The 16,640-nt window shown below is 40.8% G+C and carries 19 protein-coding genes; 5 read left to right on the top strand and 14 right to left on the bottom strand.

Annotation, left to right across the window (positions count from 1 at the left end):
• Nucleotides 1-221: 221 nt before the first annotated feature.
• From H3T75_RS00525 to H3T75_RS00510, 4 genes are read right to left on the bottom strand one after another with little or no spacing between them, the layout of a single operon-like run.
• Complete coding sequence (locus H3T75_RS00525) at nucleotides 222-485, bottom strand: hypothetical protein (RefSeq protein WP_025331484.1); 264 nt, start codon at nucleotides 483-485, stop codon at nucleotides 222-224.
• Entirely contained in the window at nucleotides 485-946 is a 462-nt protein-coding gene (locus H3T75_RS00520) for a hypothetical protein (RefSeq protein WP_198210751.1), read from the bottom strand. Before H3T75_RS00520 ends, H3T75_RS00525 begins: the two co-directional genes overlap by 1 nt.
• A gap of 26 nt (nucleotides 947-972) precedes the next feature.
• Nucleotides 973-1,323 (bottom strand): hypothetical protein, encoded by a 351-nt coding sequence (locus tag H3T75_RS00515; protein WP_198210750.1) that lies wholly within the window; start codon nucleotides 1,321-1,323, stop codon nucleotides 973-975.
• On the bottom strand, nucleotides 1,324-1,575 hold the full coding sequence (locus tag H3T75_RS00510) for a hypothetical protein (RefSeq protein WP_198210749.1): 252 nt from the start codon (nucleotides 1,573-1,575) through the stop codon (nucleotides 1,324-1,326). It lies immediately after the preceding gene.
• Between the two features lie 394 nt (nucleotides 1,576-1,969).
• Here H3T75_RS00510 and H3T75_RS11015 point away from each other — a divergent pair, with 394 nt between their 5' ends.
• Nucleotides 1,970-2,134: a SymE family type I addiction module toxin gene (locus H3T75_RS11015; RefSeq protein WP_078474274.1), complete on the top strand. Its 165-nt coding sequence runs from the start codon at nucleotides 1,970-1,972 to the stop codon at nucleotides 2,132-2,134.
• A 114-nt stretch (nucleotides 2,135-2,248) separates the two neighbouring features.
• Here H3T75_RS11015 and H3T75_RS00500 read toward each other — a convergent pair whose 3' ends face one another.
• Nucleotides 2,249-2,665, bottom strand: a complete 417-nt coding sequence (locus tag H3T75_RS00500; RefSeq protein WP_078474261.1) for an SMI1/KNR4 family protein — start codon at nucleotides 2,663-2,665, stop codon at nucleotides 2,249-2,251.
• 130 nt (nucleotides 2,666-2,795) lie between these two features.
• Between H3T75_RS00500 and H3T75_RS11010 the strand changes: the two genes are divergently transcribed.
• The gene (locus tag H3T75_RS11010; protein ID WP_078474275.1) at nucleotides 2,796-2,960 is read left to right on the top strand and encodes a SymE family type I addiction module toxin; all 165 of its coding nucleotides are present in this window, start codon (nucleotides 2,796-2,798) and stop codon (nucleotides 2,958-2,960) included.
• A gap of 65 nt (nucleotides 2,961-3,025) precedes the next feature.
• Here the strand turns inward: H3T75_RS11010 and H3T75_RS00490 are convergent, their stop codons facing one another.
• The 3 genes from H3T75_RS00490 to H3T75_RS00480 form a co-directional block, all read right to left on the bottom strand.
• Nucleotides 3,026-3,394: a hypothetical protein gene (locus H3T75_RS00490; RefSeq protein WP_025331488.1), complete on the bottom strand. Its 369-nt coding sequence runs from the start codon at nucleotides 3,392-3,394 to the stop codon at nucleotides 3,026-3,028.
• A gap of 268 nt (nucleotides 3,395-3,662) precedes the next feature.
• Nucleotides 3,663-4,079 carry a hypothetical protein gene (locus tag H3T75_RS00485; protein ID WP_078474262.1) on the bottom strand — a complete coding sequence of 139 codons (417 nt, stop codon included), beginning with the start codon at nucleotides 4,077-4,079 and terminating at the stop codon, nucleotides 3,663-3,665.
• Nucleotides 4,080-4,320: 241 nt separating this feature from the next.
• Nucleotides 4,321-4,536, bottom strand: coding sequence for a hypothetical protein (locus H3T75_RS00480; RefSeq protein WP_037474624.1), 216 nt, complete (start codon nucleotides 4,534-4,536; stop codon nucleotides 4,321-4,323).
• 80 nt (nucleotides 4,537-4,616) lie between these two features.
• Here H3T75_RS00480 and H3T75_RS00475 point away from each other — a divergent pair, with 80 nt between their 5' ends.
• Together H3T75_RS00475 and H3T75_RS11005 are read left to right on the top strand one after the other, a co-directional pair.
• Nucleotides 4,617-4,952 carry a helix-turn-helix domain-containing protein gene (locus H3T75_RS00475; protein WP_370570135.1) on the top strand — a complete coding sequence of 112 codons (336 nt, stop codon included), beginning with the start codon at nucleotides 4,617-4,619 and terminating at the stop codon, nucleotides 4,950-4,952.
• A 193-nt stretch (nucleotides 4,953-5,145) separates the two neighbouring features.
• Nucleotides 5,146-5,313 (top strand): SymE family type I addiction module toxin, encoded by a 168-nt coding sequence (locus H3T75_RS11005; RefSeq protein ID WP_198210747.1) that lies wholly within the window; start codon nucleotides 5,146-5,148, stop codon nucleotides 5,311-5,313.
• 44 nt (nucleotides 5,314-5,357) lie between these two features.
• Here H3T75_RS11005 and H3T75_RS00465 read toward each other — a convergent pair whose 3' ends face one another.
• From H3T75_RS00465 to H3T75_RS00450, 4 genes are all read right to left on the bottom strand, one after another.
• Nucleotides 5,358-5,840, bottom strand: coding sequence for a hypothetical protein (locus H3T75_RS00465; protein WP_034884800.1), 483 nt, complete (start codon nucleotides 5,838-5,840; stop codon nucleotides 5,358-5,360).
• A 12-nt stretch (nucleotides 5,841-5,852) separates the two neighbouring features.
• On the bottom strand, nucleotides 5,853-6,275 hold the full coding sequence (locus tag H3T75_RS00460; RefSeq protein WP_198210746.1) for a hypothetical protein: 423 nt from the start codon (nucleotides 6,273-6,275) through the stop codon (nucleotides 5,853-5,855).
• A 502-nt stretch (nucleotides 6,276-6,777) separates the two neighbouring features.
• Complete coding sequence (locus H3T75_RS00455) at nucleotides 6,778-7,068, bottom strand: hypothetical protein (protein WP_025331481.1); 291 nt, start codon at nucleotides 7,066-7,068, stop codon at nucleotides 6,778-6,780.
• On the bottom strand, nucleotides 7,069-7,410 hold the full coding sequence (locus H3T75_RS00450) for a hypothetical protein (RefSeq protein ID WP_034884696.1): 342 nt from the start codon (nucleotides 7,408-7,410) through the stop codon (nucleotides 7,069-7,071). It abuts the gene before it with no gap.
• A 15-nt stretch (nucleotides 7,411-7,425) separates the two neighbouring features.
• On the opposite strand from H3T75_RS00450, the gene H3T75_RS00445 reads away from it, so the two are divergent.
• Complete coding sequence (locus H3T75_RS00445; protein ID WP_180214751.1) at nucleotides 7,426-7,653, top strand: SymE family type I addiction module toxin; 228 nt, start codon at nucleotides 7,426-7,428, stop codon at nucleotides 7,651-7,653.
• Between the two features lie 41 nt (nucleotides 7,654-7,694).
• On the opposite strand, the gene H3T75_RS00440 is transcribed toward H3T75_RS00445, so the two are convergent.
• Nucleotides 7,695-8,147, bottom strand: a complete 453-nt coding sequence (locus H3T75_RS00440) for a hypothetical protein (protein ID WP_078474266.1) — start codon at nucleotides 8,145-8,147, stop codon at nucleotides 7,695-7,697.
• Complete coding sequence (locus H3T75_RS00435) at nucleotides 8,147-16,609, bottom strand: hemagglutinin repeat-containing protein (RefSeq protein ID WP_198210745.1); 8,463 nt, start codon at nucleotides 16,607-16,609, stop codon at nucleotides 8,147-8,149. The genes H3T75_RS00440 and H3T75_RS00435 overlap by 1 nt, the downstream gene beginning before the upstream one ends.
• Nucleotides 16,610-16,640 lie beyond the last annotated feature (31 nt).

Below are 16,640 nucleotides of genomic sequence, written 5' to 3'. Positions count from 1 at the left end.
CATTGACAGTAACTCTATCATTATAAGGAATATTATTTTTAGTAGCGTTATTTACAGCTGACTGAAAACTTCTTAACTGTTCTTGGCTTGTTAATTTTACAGACTCTGGAGTAAGCTCATAATCATAACAATAGAGTAAGGTAAATTATTTATTCAACTTGCTATATAAGTCTGAAAGATAATAATTAGAATCTCTAATAGTTAAGTAGGAATCATTCTTATTATGATATTTTAGTCATTATATTTTTGATAATAGGTTCAACAGATTGTTCTAACTTTTCACTATCTATCGTATAACGATTTAATTCAATTTGATTTTCTGCATCAAATAGCAATTCTCTTAACCATTTTTCTTCTAATGCCAGTATCTGATGCTCAGCTTCATAAATACTAGATTGTATTTCATCCAAACTAATTTTTTTATTTAAATAAGAATCACATTTTTTTTTAAGATTATTAATAACATCTGGATATATCCAATTCATCACTTTTCACTCCTTCTGAGAATGGTCACTACAATTTTACTATTCCTTTCGGTAACAACACCTACATCACCACTCCAATATACAGTCCTTTTTACACCATTAACCATTGAACTGGTTTTTGTTCCAGTTTGTATAGTGTGCTCTACAATATTAGGAGAAATGTAACGACCAGCTCCAACTGTACCGGCAGGGAATCCTAACCATGATGGTTGCATCCTATCAACCGCATGTTGTGAATATAATCTGTTTCCAATCGACACATATTGCTTACCATCAATAGTCTTTTTGGGGTAGTTTTGCCAAGAATTCCATTCCAGAGAATTACCATTCATTCCCTTTCCAACTTTACCACCGCTCAGCCATTCATCATAGATGCGCAACAGGGGCTGTTGATTATCAGGATTGAGAAGCCTATCTAAAATAAAGTAATATAGATCTGTCCTTGATAATATCAATCCCATGATTAAATCAAAGACAGATCAATTAATCATCTTATTAATGTTGAAAATTCAGTAGAAATAAAAGGTTGTAATCTTATTTCAACCTTTGTTCTTGTATCCTCTAGTACAACTTCAGTCGTTAGGTACTCACCATCAACATCTTTTTCTATCTTAAAGTATCCCACACCTTCCATTAGATTGTGCGCTATTTTTTTCTGTTTAAACTCTATAATTGTTTGTATCCAACCTCCAGTTGCACTAAACGAAAAAAGTATAGACATTTCATTTTTATCAGTATATTTGTATGCAAAGTGTAAATCCTCTGTATTCTGAAAAATAGGTTCTCCCTCAAAAAAAGCTAACAAATCTATTTCATCTGGAAAAGATTGAATAAACATTTATTTTTTTCCTTCTTTTGGAATTGTTGTTACAAATCTACGCGAACCATCTAGCATAATTTTAAATGACGTTTGTATTACAGCGCCTTTACCTGATGGACCCATTAAGAAAGATTCTCTAACTTCAAAACACTGAGAATTTTTTTTGTAATTATTAATAACATTACCTCTTGTATTTACTGTTTTATTAAAGTGTTCAATTAAAATAGCTGTACCGGATTCATTAGTCTGTAGCCCAAGCCGTTTCATCATTTGGGATAATTGAGTTGAACGAGCAGTATTATGATCTCCGCTATTTACTTTGCCATAAAGATAATCAAATTTTTTTTGGATCTATTTCAAGCTTCGTCCCCTTTCTAGCATTAGATACTGGAAGACGCACAAGACCAAGCTACCAAGTCAAGATTAAAAGACCATGAGTTTTTAAACCTATTTCAAAAGATTGAGAAGCTACCAGAAGAAAACAAACCGTGATTAAGAGATTTTTAGATGCCTTTTAACCAAGAATCAGACTAAATTACTGACTAAATAAGAATAATAAAACAATAAGTAAGCAGCAATAATAGGCGGCAACCTGCTACCACTGCTAACCACAACTAACTTCACAGGAGTTAACTATGGCTAAGGCACTGCAACCCACCGAACGATTTTACACCATTGGTTAACACCCCAAGCCATAGGATCCAACCCCAGACCGCAACTACCTATTAAAGGCTGCTGGCTAGAAGCCTTTGGCTTTACCATCGGTCAGCCAGTCATCATCGATGCGCAACATGGGCTGTTTATTATTAGGATTGAGGGGCAAGACTAGAAAGTGAAAATAAAATCCCAGTTCAAAATTGGGATCTTAGGTTTTCAAAATTGATCAACCTGTCAGAATAAAAAATTCCAGACTTCATATTTATTTTGGGCTTGTTTGCGATATTTAATTTTCATTAATCCATACTTGTTCAACCCAATCTGAAAGATCTTCCCAAGTATCATTACTATAGCCATCTAACGTCCAATATCGTACTGTATCATTTGGTGTTAAACAATAATAACTTCCATTATCTTCACATATTGGTAACCAGTCTTCTGGTAGACCTTGCTCCCTAGCTTCATTAAGCACTGTCGATAATTCAGATGGATATTTTTTATCTCTTGTTACTAGTAATAATTCTATTGTACCGTAGAAAATATTACTGGCTTCTTTGAGAAGCTTTCTATATTCAGTTGAAAAGCTGAAATTAATATTTTTTTCATAATCATCAAGCAAGTTATCATCAGGAAGAGGGACATTTATTACCTCTCCATTTGATAACTCTTTTAACTGATTAATAACTTTATCCAATTTATTCATTAGTATCCTCTCTTATTTGACGTATTAAGCAAGTAACGCAGCAGTAACAGGCGGCAACCTGCTACCACTGCTAACCAAAACTAACCTTACAGGAGTTAACTATGGCTAAGGCACTGCAACCCACCGAACGATTTTACACCATTGGTTAACACCCCAAGCCATAGGCCCCAACACCAGACCGCAACTACCTATTAAAGGCTGCTGGCTAGAAGCCTTTGGCTTTACCACTGGTCAGTCATTCATCATCGATGCGCAACATGGGCTGTTTATTATCAGGATTGAAGGGCTGAGCTAAGAGGTAAAACAATATCCTCGCGAGTTAAGGCGGGGATTGCTATACAACAGGCTAGGATCTTATATTTAACTGTGATTGATATATAGAGCAACAGGTTTTGCCGGTACGGTAATTTCCCATCCCATGATGAGTAATATCGCCATAGCCATTTCTCTCATATTTTTCCACTCAGCACATTGACAAAGCGCATCGTTGTTCCAGTATTGGATGTTAGGTGCTCCACTTATAGATAACATATAATCATCTAACTGTTTAATTGCCAATTTTTGCTCAGACGTGAAAGAAGATGCGACCAAAGGATCGTTTAATTCATCTAAAGCCATTTCCCACTCAACAGCCAGCTCGTCCGCAACGTTCACAAAATCAGGAAATAAACTTTTCTGTACTTCACAAGGCTGCGCTATCGCCTGAGTTATCCATTTAATCTTATTCATTTTCTATTCCTTTGGTTTATTAATAATTGTCGCTTTCTCTCCCGCACTTGGCTTGTTCCAATCGACGCATATTGCTTACCGTAAATAGTCTTTTTGGGGTAGTTTTGCCAAAAATTCCATTCAGAGAATTACCATTCATTCCCTTTCCTGCTTTACCACCGGTCAGCCAGTCATCATTGATGCACAGCAAGGATTGCTGATTATCAGGATTGATGGGCTGAGATAAAAGGTAAAACAAAATCCCCACAGGTGAGGTGTGGATTATTCATTAGTAGATGGTTTCACACTGTATGCTAGATAGTTTTATATTTCTCAAAAAAACACTCATTTTTTTTAGATACCAATTAAAATCTGGAATATCTTCCCCAGATAAATACTGACGATTTATTGACAGTGACATAGATAAATAGTTAGGGTAAATTAATAAATTACCCCCTGATTCATTATCATAAACCATCACTATACCGACTTTATCCATAATATTATGAGAGTTTATAAACTCGTCTAAATTGAACAGATTCATGTCTGTATTCAACCAGTCATAATCTTCGATATCATTTGACGATAGATAAGTAACCATATTTTGATAATAAATATTCCAGCCACTATTTATCAGGCACTTTAATATCTCTTTAGGAGAATATTCTTGTGCAAAATTTATATCTATGCTGACTTGCATTCCCATATTAATATTCCTTAAAAGGTATGTTCTTTGATGTTAACCAGTCTTTAACATGCTGAGGGATAGGTGTATTAGAATGCACTTCAAAAGACGCACCATTTTGCTTGGCAATTCTCGCATGAGATCCCACATCGGATTTAAATTTTTCAAATCCTTTACTACCTGCCTGAGCACGATCTTGCCAATAGCGCCCTGATTTAGCTTCATACCAGATTGAATTATTTGGACCATAAGCGCCACCAAACTATCGTCCTTGATTTTTAAAGCTACCTTTACCACCTAAAGTTTGATGCAAATAATTTTCAAAATCCTTACCGATAAGTCCTTGAGCACTCGTCATCCCCTTTTCAGTATTTGATTTAGCAGCTTTTGCTTTAGGATGCTGTTTTTGCTGTATTACATAATATCTATTTTTTATCAAACCTATTTCGTTATTGGTTAGATTCCTTCTTTTTTTCATGCTCAGTGCATGTATAACTGTTTCAACACTGACTCCTTAGTTGAGTAATGCATCAACTTGCTGTTGTATTATATTAACTTATCCTATGTAGCTTTCAGCAATTTCATATTGAAAAACCCTTATGGCTGCCTAAACAGCATAAGCTGACGCAGCCACAGATGGCCGATAAGGTCGGTATACATTTAACTCAGGTTCGCCGCTATGAAGCCGGCGAAGCCCAACCCTCTTTAGATATCTTAAAGAAGATTGCCACCACCTTTAATGTGACCACCGACTGGCTGATATTTGAGGAAGGTGAACGGGAGCTACAGGACGAGCTTAAGCTTAAGTTTGAGGCGGTTAAACAGATGACCGCTGACGAGCAGAAGTCAGTAAAAGAGATTTTAGACGCCATGATTTTAAAGCATCAGGCTTAAGCAGTTGATTGGTTAAAACAGGGCAGCTAAAGAAGAAGTAAAAGCTAATGCAGTAAACAATAGCGCAGCATTAAGGTGCTCGAACACCTTAACACTGCTAACCACAACTAACTATCGAGGAGTTAACTATGGCTAAGACACATTCTAAGCTAAAATTAACCACAGGAAAAGCACCTGCACTACAACCCACTGAGTGATTTTATACCGTCGGTTATGTGCCACAAGGCGAAATCGCAACCCCAGACCACAACTGACCATCAAGGGGCGCTGGCTGGAGCAGATAGGCTTTTATGTTGGTTGTACAGTTATCATTAAAGTTAAGCAAAATAAACTTATTATTAAACTAACAAGCAAGTTTTAAAAAACAATAAAAGATCCTCACACAAATTAGGTGGGGATTGATACTTATTCAACGGGCTCTAATGAAACAGCCATTTCTAATACTATATCTAAGTAAGCTTTTTCGCCATTATGATTTCGCCGTTTCAGTTCATCATATGCGTAAATAATTTCAACTTTAGCCCCTTTTTGAAAAAGCTTTTTATCCTTGTAATTAATATAGTTATAAATGCTTTCTTCAACTTCGGAACCATCATCTAATAGTAAACTAAAAGCATTATCTACAGAAGAAGGATCTTGACCTGCCACATAGGTTCTAGTTATTACTCCCGACACGTGCAGTAAAGGCATTTTTCCTTGTTTAATACTATTCCACCATTCTTTAGAACCAAAAAGGCCATTTGTACCTTTTAAACCCATATTTGGTCTCGACTTATCGAGCGTGAGTGACTGTGTCATTACAATTTGCTCAGGATTATCTTTTAACTCTTCAGATAAAAGATAAACTAATTTCATAGGAACTTTTGAATTTTCTAACTTTAATAACATATTTCTTACCTTTTATTTTACTTTTTCAAAATGGACAATATTTTTATTAAAAATCTCTATGCCTTTACCTTGCCCAAGTTGGGTTGTCATTTGCCCTCCTTCCACTTTGAATCGAGTATTCGTATTCATCCATTTTCCTGTTTGAGTAGACATATTAGGGAATTGTGTACTTGCTGGTTTGTTTGCTGAAATCCCAATTTTTTCAAGCTGAGAAAACGTCCCTGGTTTAACTACTATTTTAACCGTAATGCCGTTATACTTTGATGAATATTTTAATACTGGTGAAACAGAAGTTTCAGTCGTTGCTGGCATTATACCTGTTCGCTCAAATTGCTTAAACTGTTCTGGTGACATAGTTCTATAAACAATTTCATTTCCATAAGCATCATATTGTTGTACTGGACTAAGTGGATTTTTAGATTGAGTTACTGGCACTCCAATCCCTTCCCTTGCAACCTGTGTAGGTCCCGCCGTTCCCTTTCCAGCATTCGATTTCCTGAAAACTGGTTAATCTGACCTATGCGGTGATACTCTGACCACTTTGTTGATGGTTGATGTATTGAGACAAACATATCTTATGGTGGAAATTATAACTACTGTCACCCATACGTATTATTTTGTCTCCTGCTACGGCTAACTCTCTGCCCACATGAGTAAGACCATCGTCAGAAGTAGATATATCGCCCTTCGTCTGAATGGGTTTGTTCAAGAGGTTTAATGTAGAGCAAATTACTAACTGATTCAATATGGGATTTTTAATTAAAAAAATCATACTTAGCAAAAAGATGACGGATATCATTAATAACATATTATTTTCTTATATCTTCCTCAGTAACCCAGACAAGCTACACACCCAGTTTTGAAACTGAAACTCATGTTTATTTCTTGTACATTCTAGGAAAATATTAGATCCCAGTAATGTAAAGGGATCTAGTTGCTAGGATTGATATATTACGTCGTAATTATTACCTAATTCTATTTGTAATTTTTCTTGTAAACATTTCCCTTTTTCTTTAAAGGCTATTTCTTCATTAATAGTTTTAAATCCAGATTCTAACGGGTTATCTGAATTCAACGTTTTATCATAGTCATCTGACCACTTATTTAACTCATTTTTGAGAGAATCACTGATTAGTAAGGAATCAGGATCAATATTTCCAACTTCATTATCCGAATCAATCCACAATGGATAACATTCATAATCAGCCATTAATTTTATTTTCTTCATTTACTTACTCCCCGCAGGATTTGCTCCAACAATAAAACCATTACTTCCAGTTGTAACAGCTATTCTTTGTTTTTGTCCATTAATCGTAATTTCATAAATTGGTCGTCCTGTTCCTTTTCCTTGATAACCAATAATCTTTCCTTTGGATACAGTGTCTATAACTACATTAGGTATTTGTGATTCTGAAACCCCTATTTTTGCAAAATCACTGGCATGACGTTCTACAATATGTTGGAGCCCTGCCGATGAATTACCTGTCTCAAGAAAAACTATTTTACCATCAGCTAATTTTTCAACTTTCAAAATATTTTCAGGTGAGAATTTAACGCCATTCTTAGACATTTCTTCCAGATATTGTTGATTTATCGTCCCCTTTCCAGCATTACCAAAACCCGAACGGTAAAACCCCGACCGAAGCGCAGCTTAACGGTTGGCTACAGCCCTAATGGCGGGCAACCTAACCCCAGACCGCAACTGACCATTAAGGGGCGCTGGCTGGAGCAGATAGGCTTTTATGCCGGGCTGCCCGTGGTCATTAAAGTTGAGCAGAACAAGCTGATTATTGAACTTGCGATACAGATCTAAAAAATAATAAAAGATCCCCGCGGCTTAGGCGGGGATCTTCATTACTCATCTACTGGATAGAGCTCTTTTATGTATTGTTCAACAAAGGGCTTTAATTCATCTACAGGATAGACTTCTTTTCGCTGTACTAGATAAGCATCGTCATAAATTACTCTGGCCTCGAGTGCTTTGGCTAATATATACCCTATTACTACAGAAAATTTTAATTCATTTTCTCCTCGGGTTTTTATACCCACCATAATAGGCAAATCGATTTCAGCTTCATCTCTAAATTCAGGTTGAAAATAATGAAAAGTTATCCAACAAAAATATCCATACTGATGGTCTTGTATATTTACAAATTTATCTGATAGATCAATACCTTTGCTTGCAGATAGTCCGACAGATAACTGCCTTATTGGTAACGAATATACCTTAAAACCATCAACTATAATATCCAATAATTCTTCAAAAGAAGGTGTTTCTTTAATTGGGAACATAAATTCATTGGCCATTACTTACTCCCTCCCTTTGTAATTGAACCACCGGTGACATTTAACCAACCGTCCTGAGTTTTGATATATATATTATTTACCGTACCTTCTTTAGTAATGTTGGATACTGGAGAACCGGGTTTAAAGTGATTGATCATTTCATTCATACTGACACCTGTTTTAGAGGCATCTATATATAAATCACCTTTATAGCCTGCTTTTGCCATATCATTTGCCCCGCCAACAATATTCTTTCGTATTGAGTGGATACTTTGACCCTGAACTTCTTTTAATTGCACAGGAACCCCATTTAACCAACCATCAATACCAGCTTGGCTTTTCTCAGTAGCTCCTTTAAACGTTCCACCTTTGTACCCAACAATATCTAAGGCTTGTTTGTACTCATGATCAAGAAGCTCATTTCTAATTACCGAACCTTGTTTACCCGGTGGTAAAGCGGGTAACTCAGAAGCAGCATTTCCAGCTTGTCCCGCTCCACTCGTCCCCTTTCCAGCTTTTGCTTTAGAACCCTGCTTTTGCATCATTACAGAATATCTATTTTTTATCAAACCTATTTCGTCATTGGTTAGTCTCCTTCCTTTTTTCATGCTCAGTGCACGTATAACTGTTTCAACACTAACTCCTGAGTTGAGTAATGTATCAACTTGCTGTTGCATTATACTAACTGACCCTATGTAGCTCCCAGCAATTTGATATTGGAATACTCTTATGGCTATCTGTTCGTCAGAAGCTCCAGAGCGTTTCATTTTTTTGACTAGATTTAACATTGTAATTTGGTTGAAATCTGCATTGCCAATTACGCTCGCTGGTATCCATTCATTTGCATTTAAATCAAATATGCGTGAACCAAACCTACGCTGACTTTCTCCAGCCCCCCTCATCATTTTATTAGCATAGCTTGTCAATAATATTTTGGATTCTTCTTCTGTTATTTGTCCTGTCATATACAAATTCAATATGATTTTATTTGCTTCATCAGAGGCCTTTAAATATTCTTTTTCAACCTGAATCCTGCACTGATCTGTTTTGCATGCATCATATTTTCTTTGATAATCATCCGCACTTTGTACACCTGCTTTTTTCAGTTTTTCATTTAATATTTTTTCCTGAGTGTTAAGTTTACTTTCCCCCTTACTGTTACGAAGTGCATTATTATCAACCGCCGTATGCCCGGCCTGATTCCCCTGTGCCACATCAGCCATGCTGCCGCCTACTGCCGCTCCTGTTGCTGCTCCAGCCAACCCTATGATTGATGAAACCGTGGCTTTTTCATCTGCAGTTAAATCTTTTGATTCCTTGCCATACAGCCATTTCGATACTACCGGCGCCAGAGCTTCTGTTCCTGCCGCAGCCAGTCCGCCAGCCAGTGCATTATTTCCTCCTGCTGCCGCTACTGCTGCTCCTACTACTGCGTGCGCCACCAGATGCGCAGTGCTGCCTTCTGCATCTTTTCCTTTAAAGTACTGCCCTATCTGATATGAAACTATCGGGCTGGCTGTGGCTGCCACTATCCCTCCTATGCTGTTAGTCGGGGCGGACAGGCCTGCTCCTATCGCATTTAACAGTAATCCGCCGGCATTCCACTGCGACAGTTCTTTTTCATATTTTTCACGTTCTTCCGGACTCAGTGCTGTATTTTTCAGTTTTTCTTTGAGGGCATCTTTTTTACTGTTTATTATGGCAGAGGCTGTCTGCATGTTATCGCTGAATTCCTGACTGATTTCACGCTGTAAATCCAGCTCTTTCTGTACCTTATCTTTATCAAAGTTATTATGCAGATATCCGGCCTTATCAGCATAATCTTCGCTGCTGATATCAGTATGGATGGCTGCTATGGTTTCTGCTACGGTTTTGCCGGTTTTCTGCTGCTGCACTACTTCATCAGTGATGATGATATTGCCGGTATTAATACCACTGTGGGTAATACTACTGGTATGACCACTGTCACTACCATAGCCAACCGTTCCTTTGACGTTGCTGACACTCTCGCCTGTTTGGTTGTTTATGCTGGAATTATCCCAGCCTCCGTGATAGTTACCACTGGCACCTATTCCAATACTGCTACCACTGTAATCGCTGTGATTTTTGATGTCACTGCTGGTAAGACTGCCGGTAACCAGGCTGTTTTTACCTGCTGCTTCTGCGGCACTGGCAGAGGTGATGATGGCTCCTTTCAGATCTGTATTGCCTTTGATTTTAATCTGATAGCCGTCATCTCCGGCTATGATGCCGCTTTGTTCGGTTACTCCGGCATAATCGGCTTTGATTTTGCTCTTGCTGTAGCTGGCCGATCCCGATGCACCGTAGCCTACAGTAACCTGCCCGCTGATATTCTCCTGTTTACTGTCATATTTAGCTTTGTCCTGCAGGCTGGCTATGTTCAGCTCGGCTGCATCTATACTCACGCCTTTACCAATTACCTGTGCACCTATGATGTTGGTAGCACCGCCACTGCTGAGACTGGTACTGCCGCTGCTGCTGCCAACATGGCTGTTCCGGTAGCTGGTTTCGTCTCCGTTACCATGGCCTTTACCCAGATTGCCCCCGGCTGTAACACCCAGAGATGTGCCACCAGAGCCATAGCTGATAGCCACTCCGGCATTCCAACCGCTGGATTTATTACTGCTGCGCTCGCTGTGGCTTTGTTCGGCTGCAAGCAGGTTAATTTCGTTATCTGCCTGTAAATGGGTGCCTTTGCTGCCTGCCACATCTGATCCGATGATGTTGATATTAGAGTCTTTGCCTGCGCCCGTTGCCAGTAAATTGACTGTTCCGCCGGCATTAATCCGGCTGGCAGAGGCCACGGTATCTTTTGTGTGATTTTCACTGCGACTCTTCTGCTGACCGATGGTTATGCTGACACTGACATTTTGGTCTGCTGATTGATCGCTGCCAAGTTTATTCAAAGCTTCGCCTGCTTTGTAGGTATCCATACCGGCATTGAAGGCAGCCATGGCATTGACGCGGTCATTTTTACTTTTACCTACGCGGTTAATGGCAGTATTTGCAGTCTGGATGGCATTCACCACAGGTACGTTGACAGCAACGGTGAGTCCGCTCTTTTCAAAAGTATGAATATTGTCTCGTTTATGTTCATCCTGCGCAGCTGCAATATTTATATCTTTAGCCGCTATGGTTACATTGCCTGCAGGTGCGCTCACGCTGCTGCCGGTCTGGTTGTAGTGATTATCTGCAATGATAATGGTATCTCCGTACAGGCTGCCGATGCTGCTGCCGCTGTGTACAAGAGATTTACTGGTGGTATCGTCAGTTTCTTTCTGTTTACCGATAGTGAAGCCGATACCGCCGCTGCCCATCAGACCGGATTTAGTATCTTTGCGATACTGACGATCAGCATAATGATTTTCTGCTGCGCTGATGCTGATATCGTTACCCGCCTGCATAATGGTACCGAAATCAGAGATGACGTTGCTACCACGGATATTGATGTCTTTATCACTGCTGATGTTGATTAAAGCTCCGGTAATATTACTGGATACAGCTTCATCATGGTCGGCCTGATACTGATCAAGACTGGTTTTTTTCGACAACAGCCCGCTGGATTTAATATATGTAGAATGATCCATCTCAGTTTGCTGGCGTCCTTCGCTGATATTAACGCCGTTTTTACCATAAAGGTTGATATTACCCTGCAGGCTGTTGATGTCACCCTGCCTGATATTGAGTTGCTCTCCGGAAAGTATGTTAATGTCGCCGATGGCATTGATGCTGGTACCGATTTCATTCTGATAACGGTTTATCCAGTGATTTTTATCGCTGCGGCTGCCTGAAGCCATATTGGTTGCAGTGGTCACTGTATTAAGATCGATACTGCCCTCTCCGGAGCTAAGCTGAGTAATGCCATTCTCAGCTGTATTGGTAATGCCGGCACCGTGACTGGTAATACCGTGTATACCGGCCACACTAAGAACACTGTCTTTTTCACCAGTGACATATAATCCGGCGGTGCGGTCAATAATGGTGCCGCCATTATGTTCATCTCCATAGCTGACGGTAGTACTGCTGAGGTTGATTTTATCGGCTTTCAGACTAAGCAGATCTTTACCTGTGGCCACTCCGCCATTAAAGTCAATGTTCTCTTTGGCAGTGAGACCAACTTTACTGCCACTGATAGTACCGCTGTTGCTGATATTCTGTGCACCGATACTGGTAATATTCTGACCGGCTATGGTGCCCTGATTATTTATATTACCGCTATTTTGCAGGTTAATATTGCGGGCACTGATGAGACTGCCGTTGTCATTGACATCTCCGCTGTGAACCATCAGGTACACTTTGGGTACAAGTACTGTCTGCTGGCTGCCATCTGCCAGAGTGACGGTCTGGCTGACCATCCACACGATGTTACTAGTCAGTTGTGCCATTTGCTCAGGGCTCAGGTCTATTCCCGGTGTCAGGTTAAATTTCTGTGCATATGCGATACCGGCATTCATCAGTGCTTTATATTGCTCTTCATTATTGCTGTAACCTTCGAGATAACGGTAACCGGTCAGTTTAGCTATCTGCTCGTTAATCAGCCGCTGTTCATAGTAGCCGTCACCAAGCCGTTTTTGCATATTCTCGGGATTCTGCCCCAGAGCGCTGAGCATATAATCACTGCCCAGCCATTTTCTCATGTTGGTAAAGGCCGGATCGGTTTCTACCAGATAGCCGCTATTGTCCGGACTGATATGATAAAGGCTGTTGTTAGGCAGTTTGGTAGTGTAATCACTGAGGGTCTGTATGTTCTGGTTGTGACTGTTTAACTGTGTCTGTGCTTTATCTTGCTGCTGTAGCTGGTTATTGTTTTGAACCTGCTCTGCATGTGCCTGATTGGTTCCTGTGCTGGTGTGTTGCTGCACTACACTGACCGGAGTCTCAAATTCATGGCTGCTGATGATAGTTTTGTTATACGAGGTTTCTCCATTCGTTTTAATTTTTCCCTTTGACAGTTTTTTATTCACATATTTATAGCCACCCTCTTTTCCATGCTCTTCTACTCGCTGCCGGCCTTTGGTTTCTTTGTTCTCCAGATTCAGATTATCTGTACTCTGCAAGGTGCCACCAACGATAATATGGCTGTTGTCATTCAGCCAGTGTTCACCACTGACGGTCAAATCTCCGCCTATAATAATTTCTCCGGGCTGAGTTTCAGTTACTTTCTGTTTATAAATATCACGCTTGAAATCCCACCAGTGCAGTTTTGATACTGAATATTTTTTCCATACTTTCTTGCTTTTATCATTAAAGGTAAAACTGATTTTTTTTCTTTCTTCTTTATATTTACCGTCTACACCATCTACCCAGATTTCAGGGTTACCTTTCTCCTGATACTGATGAATTTTCTTACTGCTCTCCAGATATTCTTCTACGCTAAAGTGGTTATTTTGATTTTTCAATTGTTTAACTGCAATATTGCCATTACCCTGCGCTTCTATCCGTGCACTGCTGTTAGTGAGGCTTTCTGCCATACCGCTGGCCTGATGCTGCTCATTCAGAATGCCTCCGATAGCAATATCACCTTCGCTGGATAACAGAGCATGCTCTTGATTTATGATATTGGAAGCACCAATATCCAGACGGTTTCTGGCTGCTACCACTGCCGCTTTGGTTTCGGTACCGGTGTTTTCTTCCTGATTAAACAAGTTATGAGTACCGATAGCCACATGATTACCATAAATACGGCCGGTACCGATGTTGTTGATGCTGCTGCCCGACTGTATCAGTGTAGTACCGTTACTATTGAGCAGGCCGCGATTAGTAATGCTGTCAGCTGCGTTCAGTTCGGTATGGCTGTTGCTCTGAATAATCCCATTGGTCTGGTTACTGATGTTCGCCGCTTTGATAATTACGCTATTGCCGCCGGTTACGGTATGGCTATTACTGATATTTCCCTGACTGCTGATACTCAGGTTATGACCGGCACTCAGATCTGTATCAATGCTGAAATCATCAATCAGTGCAATATCTGCATCATTCCCGGCAGCAATAGTACTTTGGTTGTTGAGATTTTTGGCATGCAGACTAAGATTCTGTCCGGCAATAATCCGGCCATTATCGCTATTATCCACATGGAGATTATTGCCACTGTTATCAGTGCCGTTACCGCTAATTGATATGTCTTTAAGAGCGCTTATCTGCCCCTGCTGATTAACGAGAGACTGGTTAATTACGGCATCGATTTTTTCATTGGCACGTATAACGCCTTGTCTGTTATTCAGATTATTACTGCTAATCCGGATGGATTCTGCATCTATTGAACCCTGCTGATTGTTTAATTCACTACTGTATATATCTGCCTGTTTACCGGCACTGATTTTACCATTGCTGTTTTCTATGCTTTTAGCATAAATAGTCAGCTGACCATTACTGCCAATTTGTCCGTCACGATTATCTGCCTGATTTTGTATCTTCAGTTGCTGATCAGCTATGCTGCGGACAGCACCCTGCCGGTTATTCAGATTTGCTGCATCTATCCTCAGGCTGTTACTGTCTATCGCTCCGCTGCTGTTGTTCAGACTGTCTGTTTCCAGCTCTGTCTGACCGCCGCTCCACAACTGCCCGGCATTGCTGTTATCAATGTAGCTGCTGCTATTAAGCTGCAATTTGTTCTGGGCTGCTATTACGCCGCTATTGCTGTTATCTGTTTCTGCGCTGTTAATTTCTATCTGTCCGGCTGACTGGATACGACCATGGCGGTTATCCAGTACTTTTCCTGCGTACTGTAACTGCTCGCTGCCGCTGATTTCACCCTGCCGGTTATCCAGCCGGTCAGTTTTGATTTGTGCCTGTCTGACAATCAGTTTGCCCTGAGTATTATCCAGCAAATCTCCGCTTACCTGAAGGTGATTCAGATGCAGATTAGCATGGTTACTCAATCCGTTATGAGCATTAAGATCGATGCCGCCGTTACCTGTAATCTGCCCGTTATCATTGATAATTTCCTGCCGGCTGATGATTTGTCCGGCTGCAAACTGTTTAGGCTGGCTGAGCGCAGGTTTGGTCTGACCTGTTGCTGTTGCACTGCTTGGCGGATTGGTATTACTGTCTGACGGTTCTCCGGTGTTAGCCGGTTTGTCAGGGGCTGGTTCTGTGCTGCTTTCTGCTGGTGCATAGCCAATCAGACCGTTGTTTTCGTTGCTTAGTTTATCTGTTTCCAGACTCAACGCCTGCAAACCGCTCTGGATAATTTTGCCGTTACGGTTATGAAGGCTGTCACTGATGATGTCCAGACGGCCGCCGTTGATTTCTCCCTGATTATCCAGTTGTTGCCGGTTACGGATATTCAGTTCGTCAGCACTGGTAATTAAACCACTGTTGTCCAGCTGCCGGCTCTGTAATTGCAGTTTACCCAGGCTGGAGACAGTACCGCTGTTGCTGATACTGTCAGCTTTGATGGCGGCTGCGGCACTATCTGCGCCGACACTGCTCTTATCAGCAGCAACGATGCTGCCGCTGTTACTCAGTTTGCCATCGGCACTAATCTGTACGCCACCTGCCCCGGCAAATATCTGACCGGCATTATTAATGCCGACACCTTTGTCGTTGCTGACGAGTGTGATTTTACCTGCGTACATACCGGCCAGTTTGCTACTGTCTATGGCTACCCGGTTCTGGGCTGAGTTCTCAGCCGGATAGCTGGGCGTAATTGCTCCCTGCGAAGTAATATCGTTGCTGCCGGCAATAATATTGAGATTATTTGCCCAGATGCCGGCATTGATTTGAGCAGCTTTGGTCAGGATATTGGTGTAATCACTACCCCGGCTATCCAGCCCCTGTCCGTTGATGCTGATATTGCCTTCACGTACCTGAAAACCATCCAGACTACCATTATTGAGTATGGGTTTGCCGGTAGTCAGTGTTACACCGGCAGCATTAATAAAGCCGCCTCCGTTAACATTGATTCCGGCGGGGTTTGCCATGATAACTTCGGCACGTTTACCGGCTACTTCGATGTAGCCGTTAATCCGGCTGGGATTGCTGCTATTAATCTGGTTAACGATGACTCTGGCTTCGCCTCTGGCCAGCCAGGGATTGCCCTGTACCCAACCAGCCTGCTGTGTCTGAATGCTTTTTCGGCTATTGTTGAGAATAGCACCTTTTTGATTTACATCCAGCTGCCGGTACTGATTGACGGACACGCCGCCTTTACTTGGAGTCTGAATATTTACCTGTGGTACACCATTGGCAGTTTGTAATATGGTGGGCTGCTGATTCTTAGGTGCAGATGTATCTGCGTGAATGTCGGCCGCTATGGCTCCGTTACCGGTCAGTACGCATAAGCCCAGTCCTAACAGGATAGAGCCGGTGATTAATGGCAGTTTAGCCAGCAGGCTGCCGGTAATGCTGTTACTGCTGCTGCGGTCGGCTGTGCTTTTACCTTCGCGAGTGGTGTTTTCTGCTACGGCTACCAGCATGCCTCTTTTTTTATTGAATATGATTTTATAACGGTTTTTATTCATGATTGATCCTCTTAAATCTGGCTTTATATCT

This window comes from Snodgrassella sp. W8135, from assembly GCF_016101225.1.
In the GTDB taxonomy this organism is placed as follows: domain Bacteria; phylum Pseudomonadota; class Gammaproteobacteria; order Burkholderiales; family Neisseriaceae; genus Snodgrassella; species Snodgrassella alvi.
The sequence above is the reverse complement of the archived record's forward strand: the minus strand, read 5'-3'. Positions and strand labels throughout refer to the sequence as shown.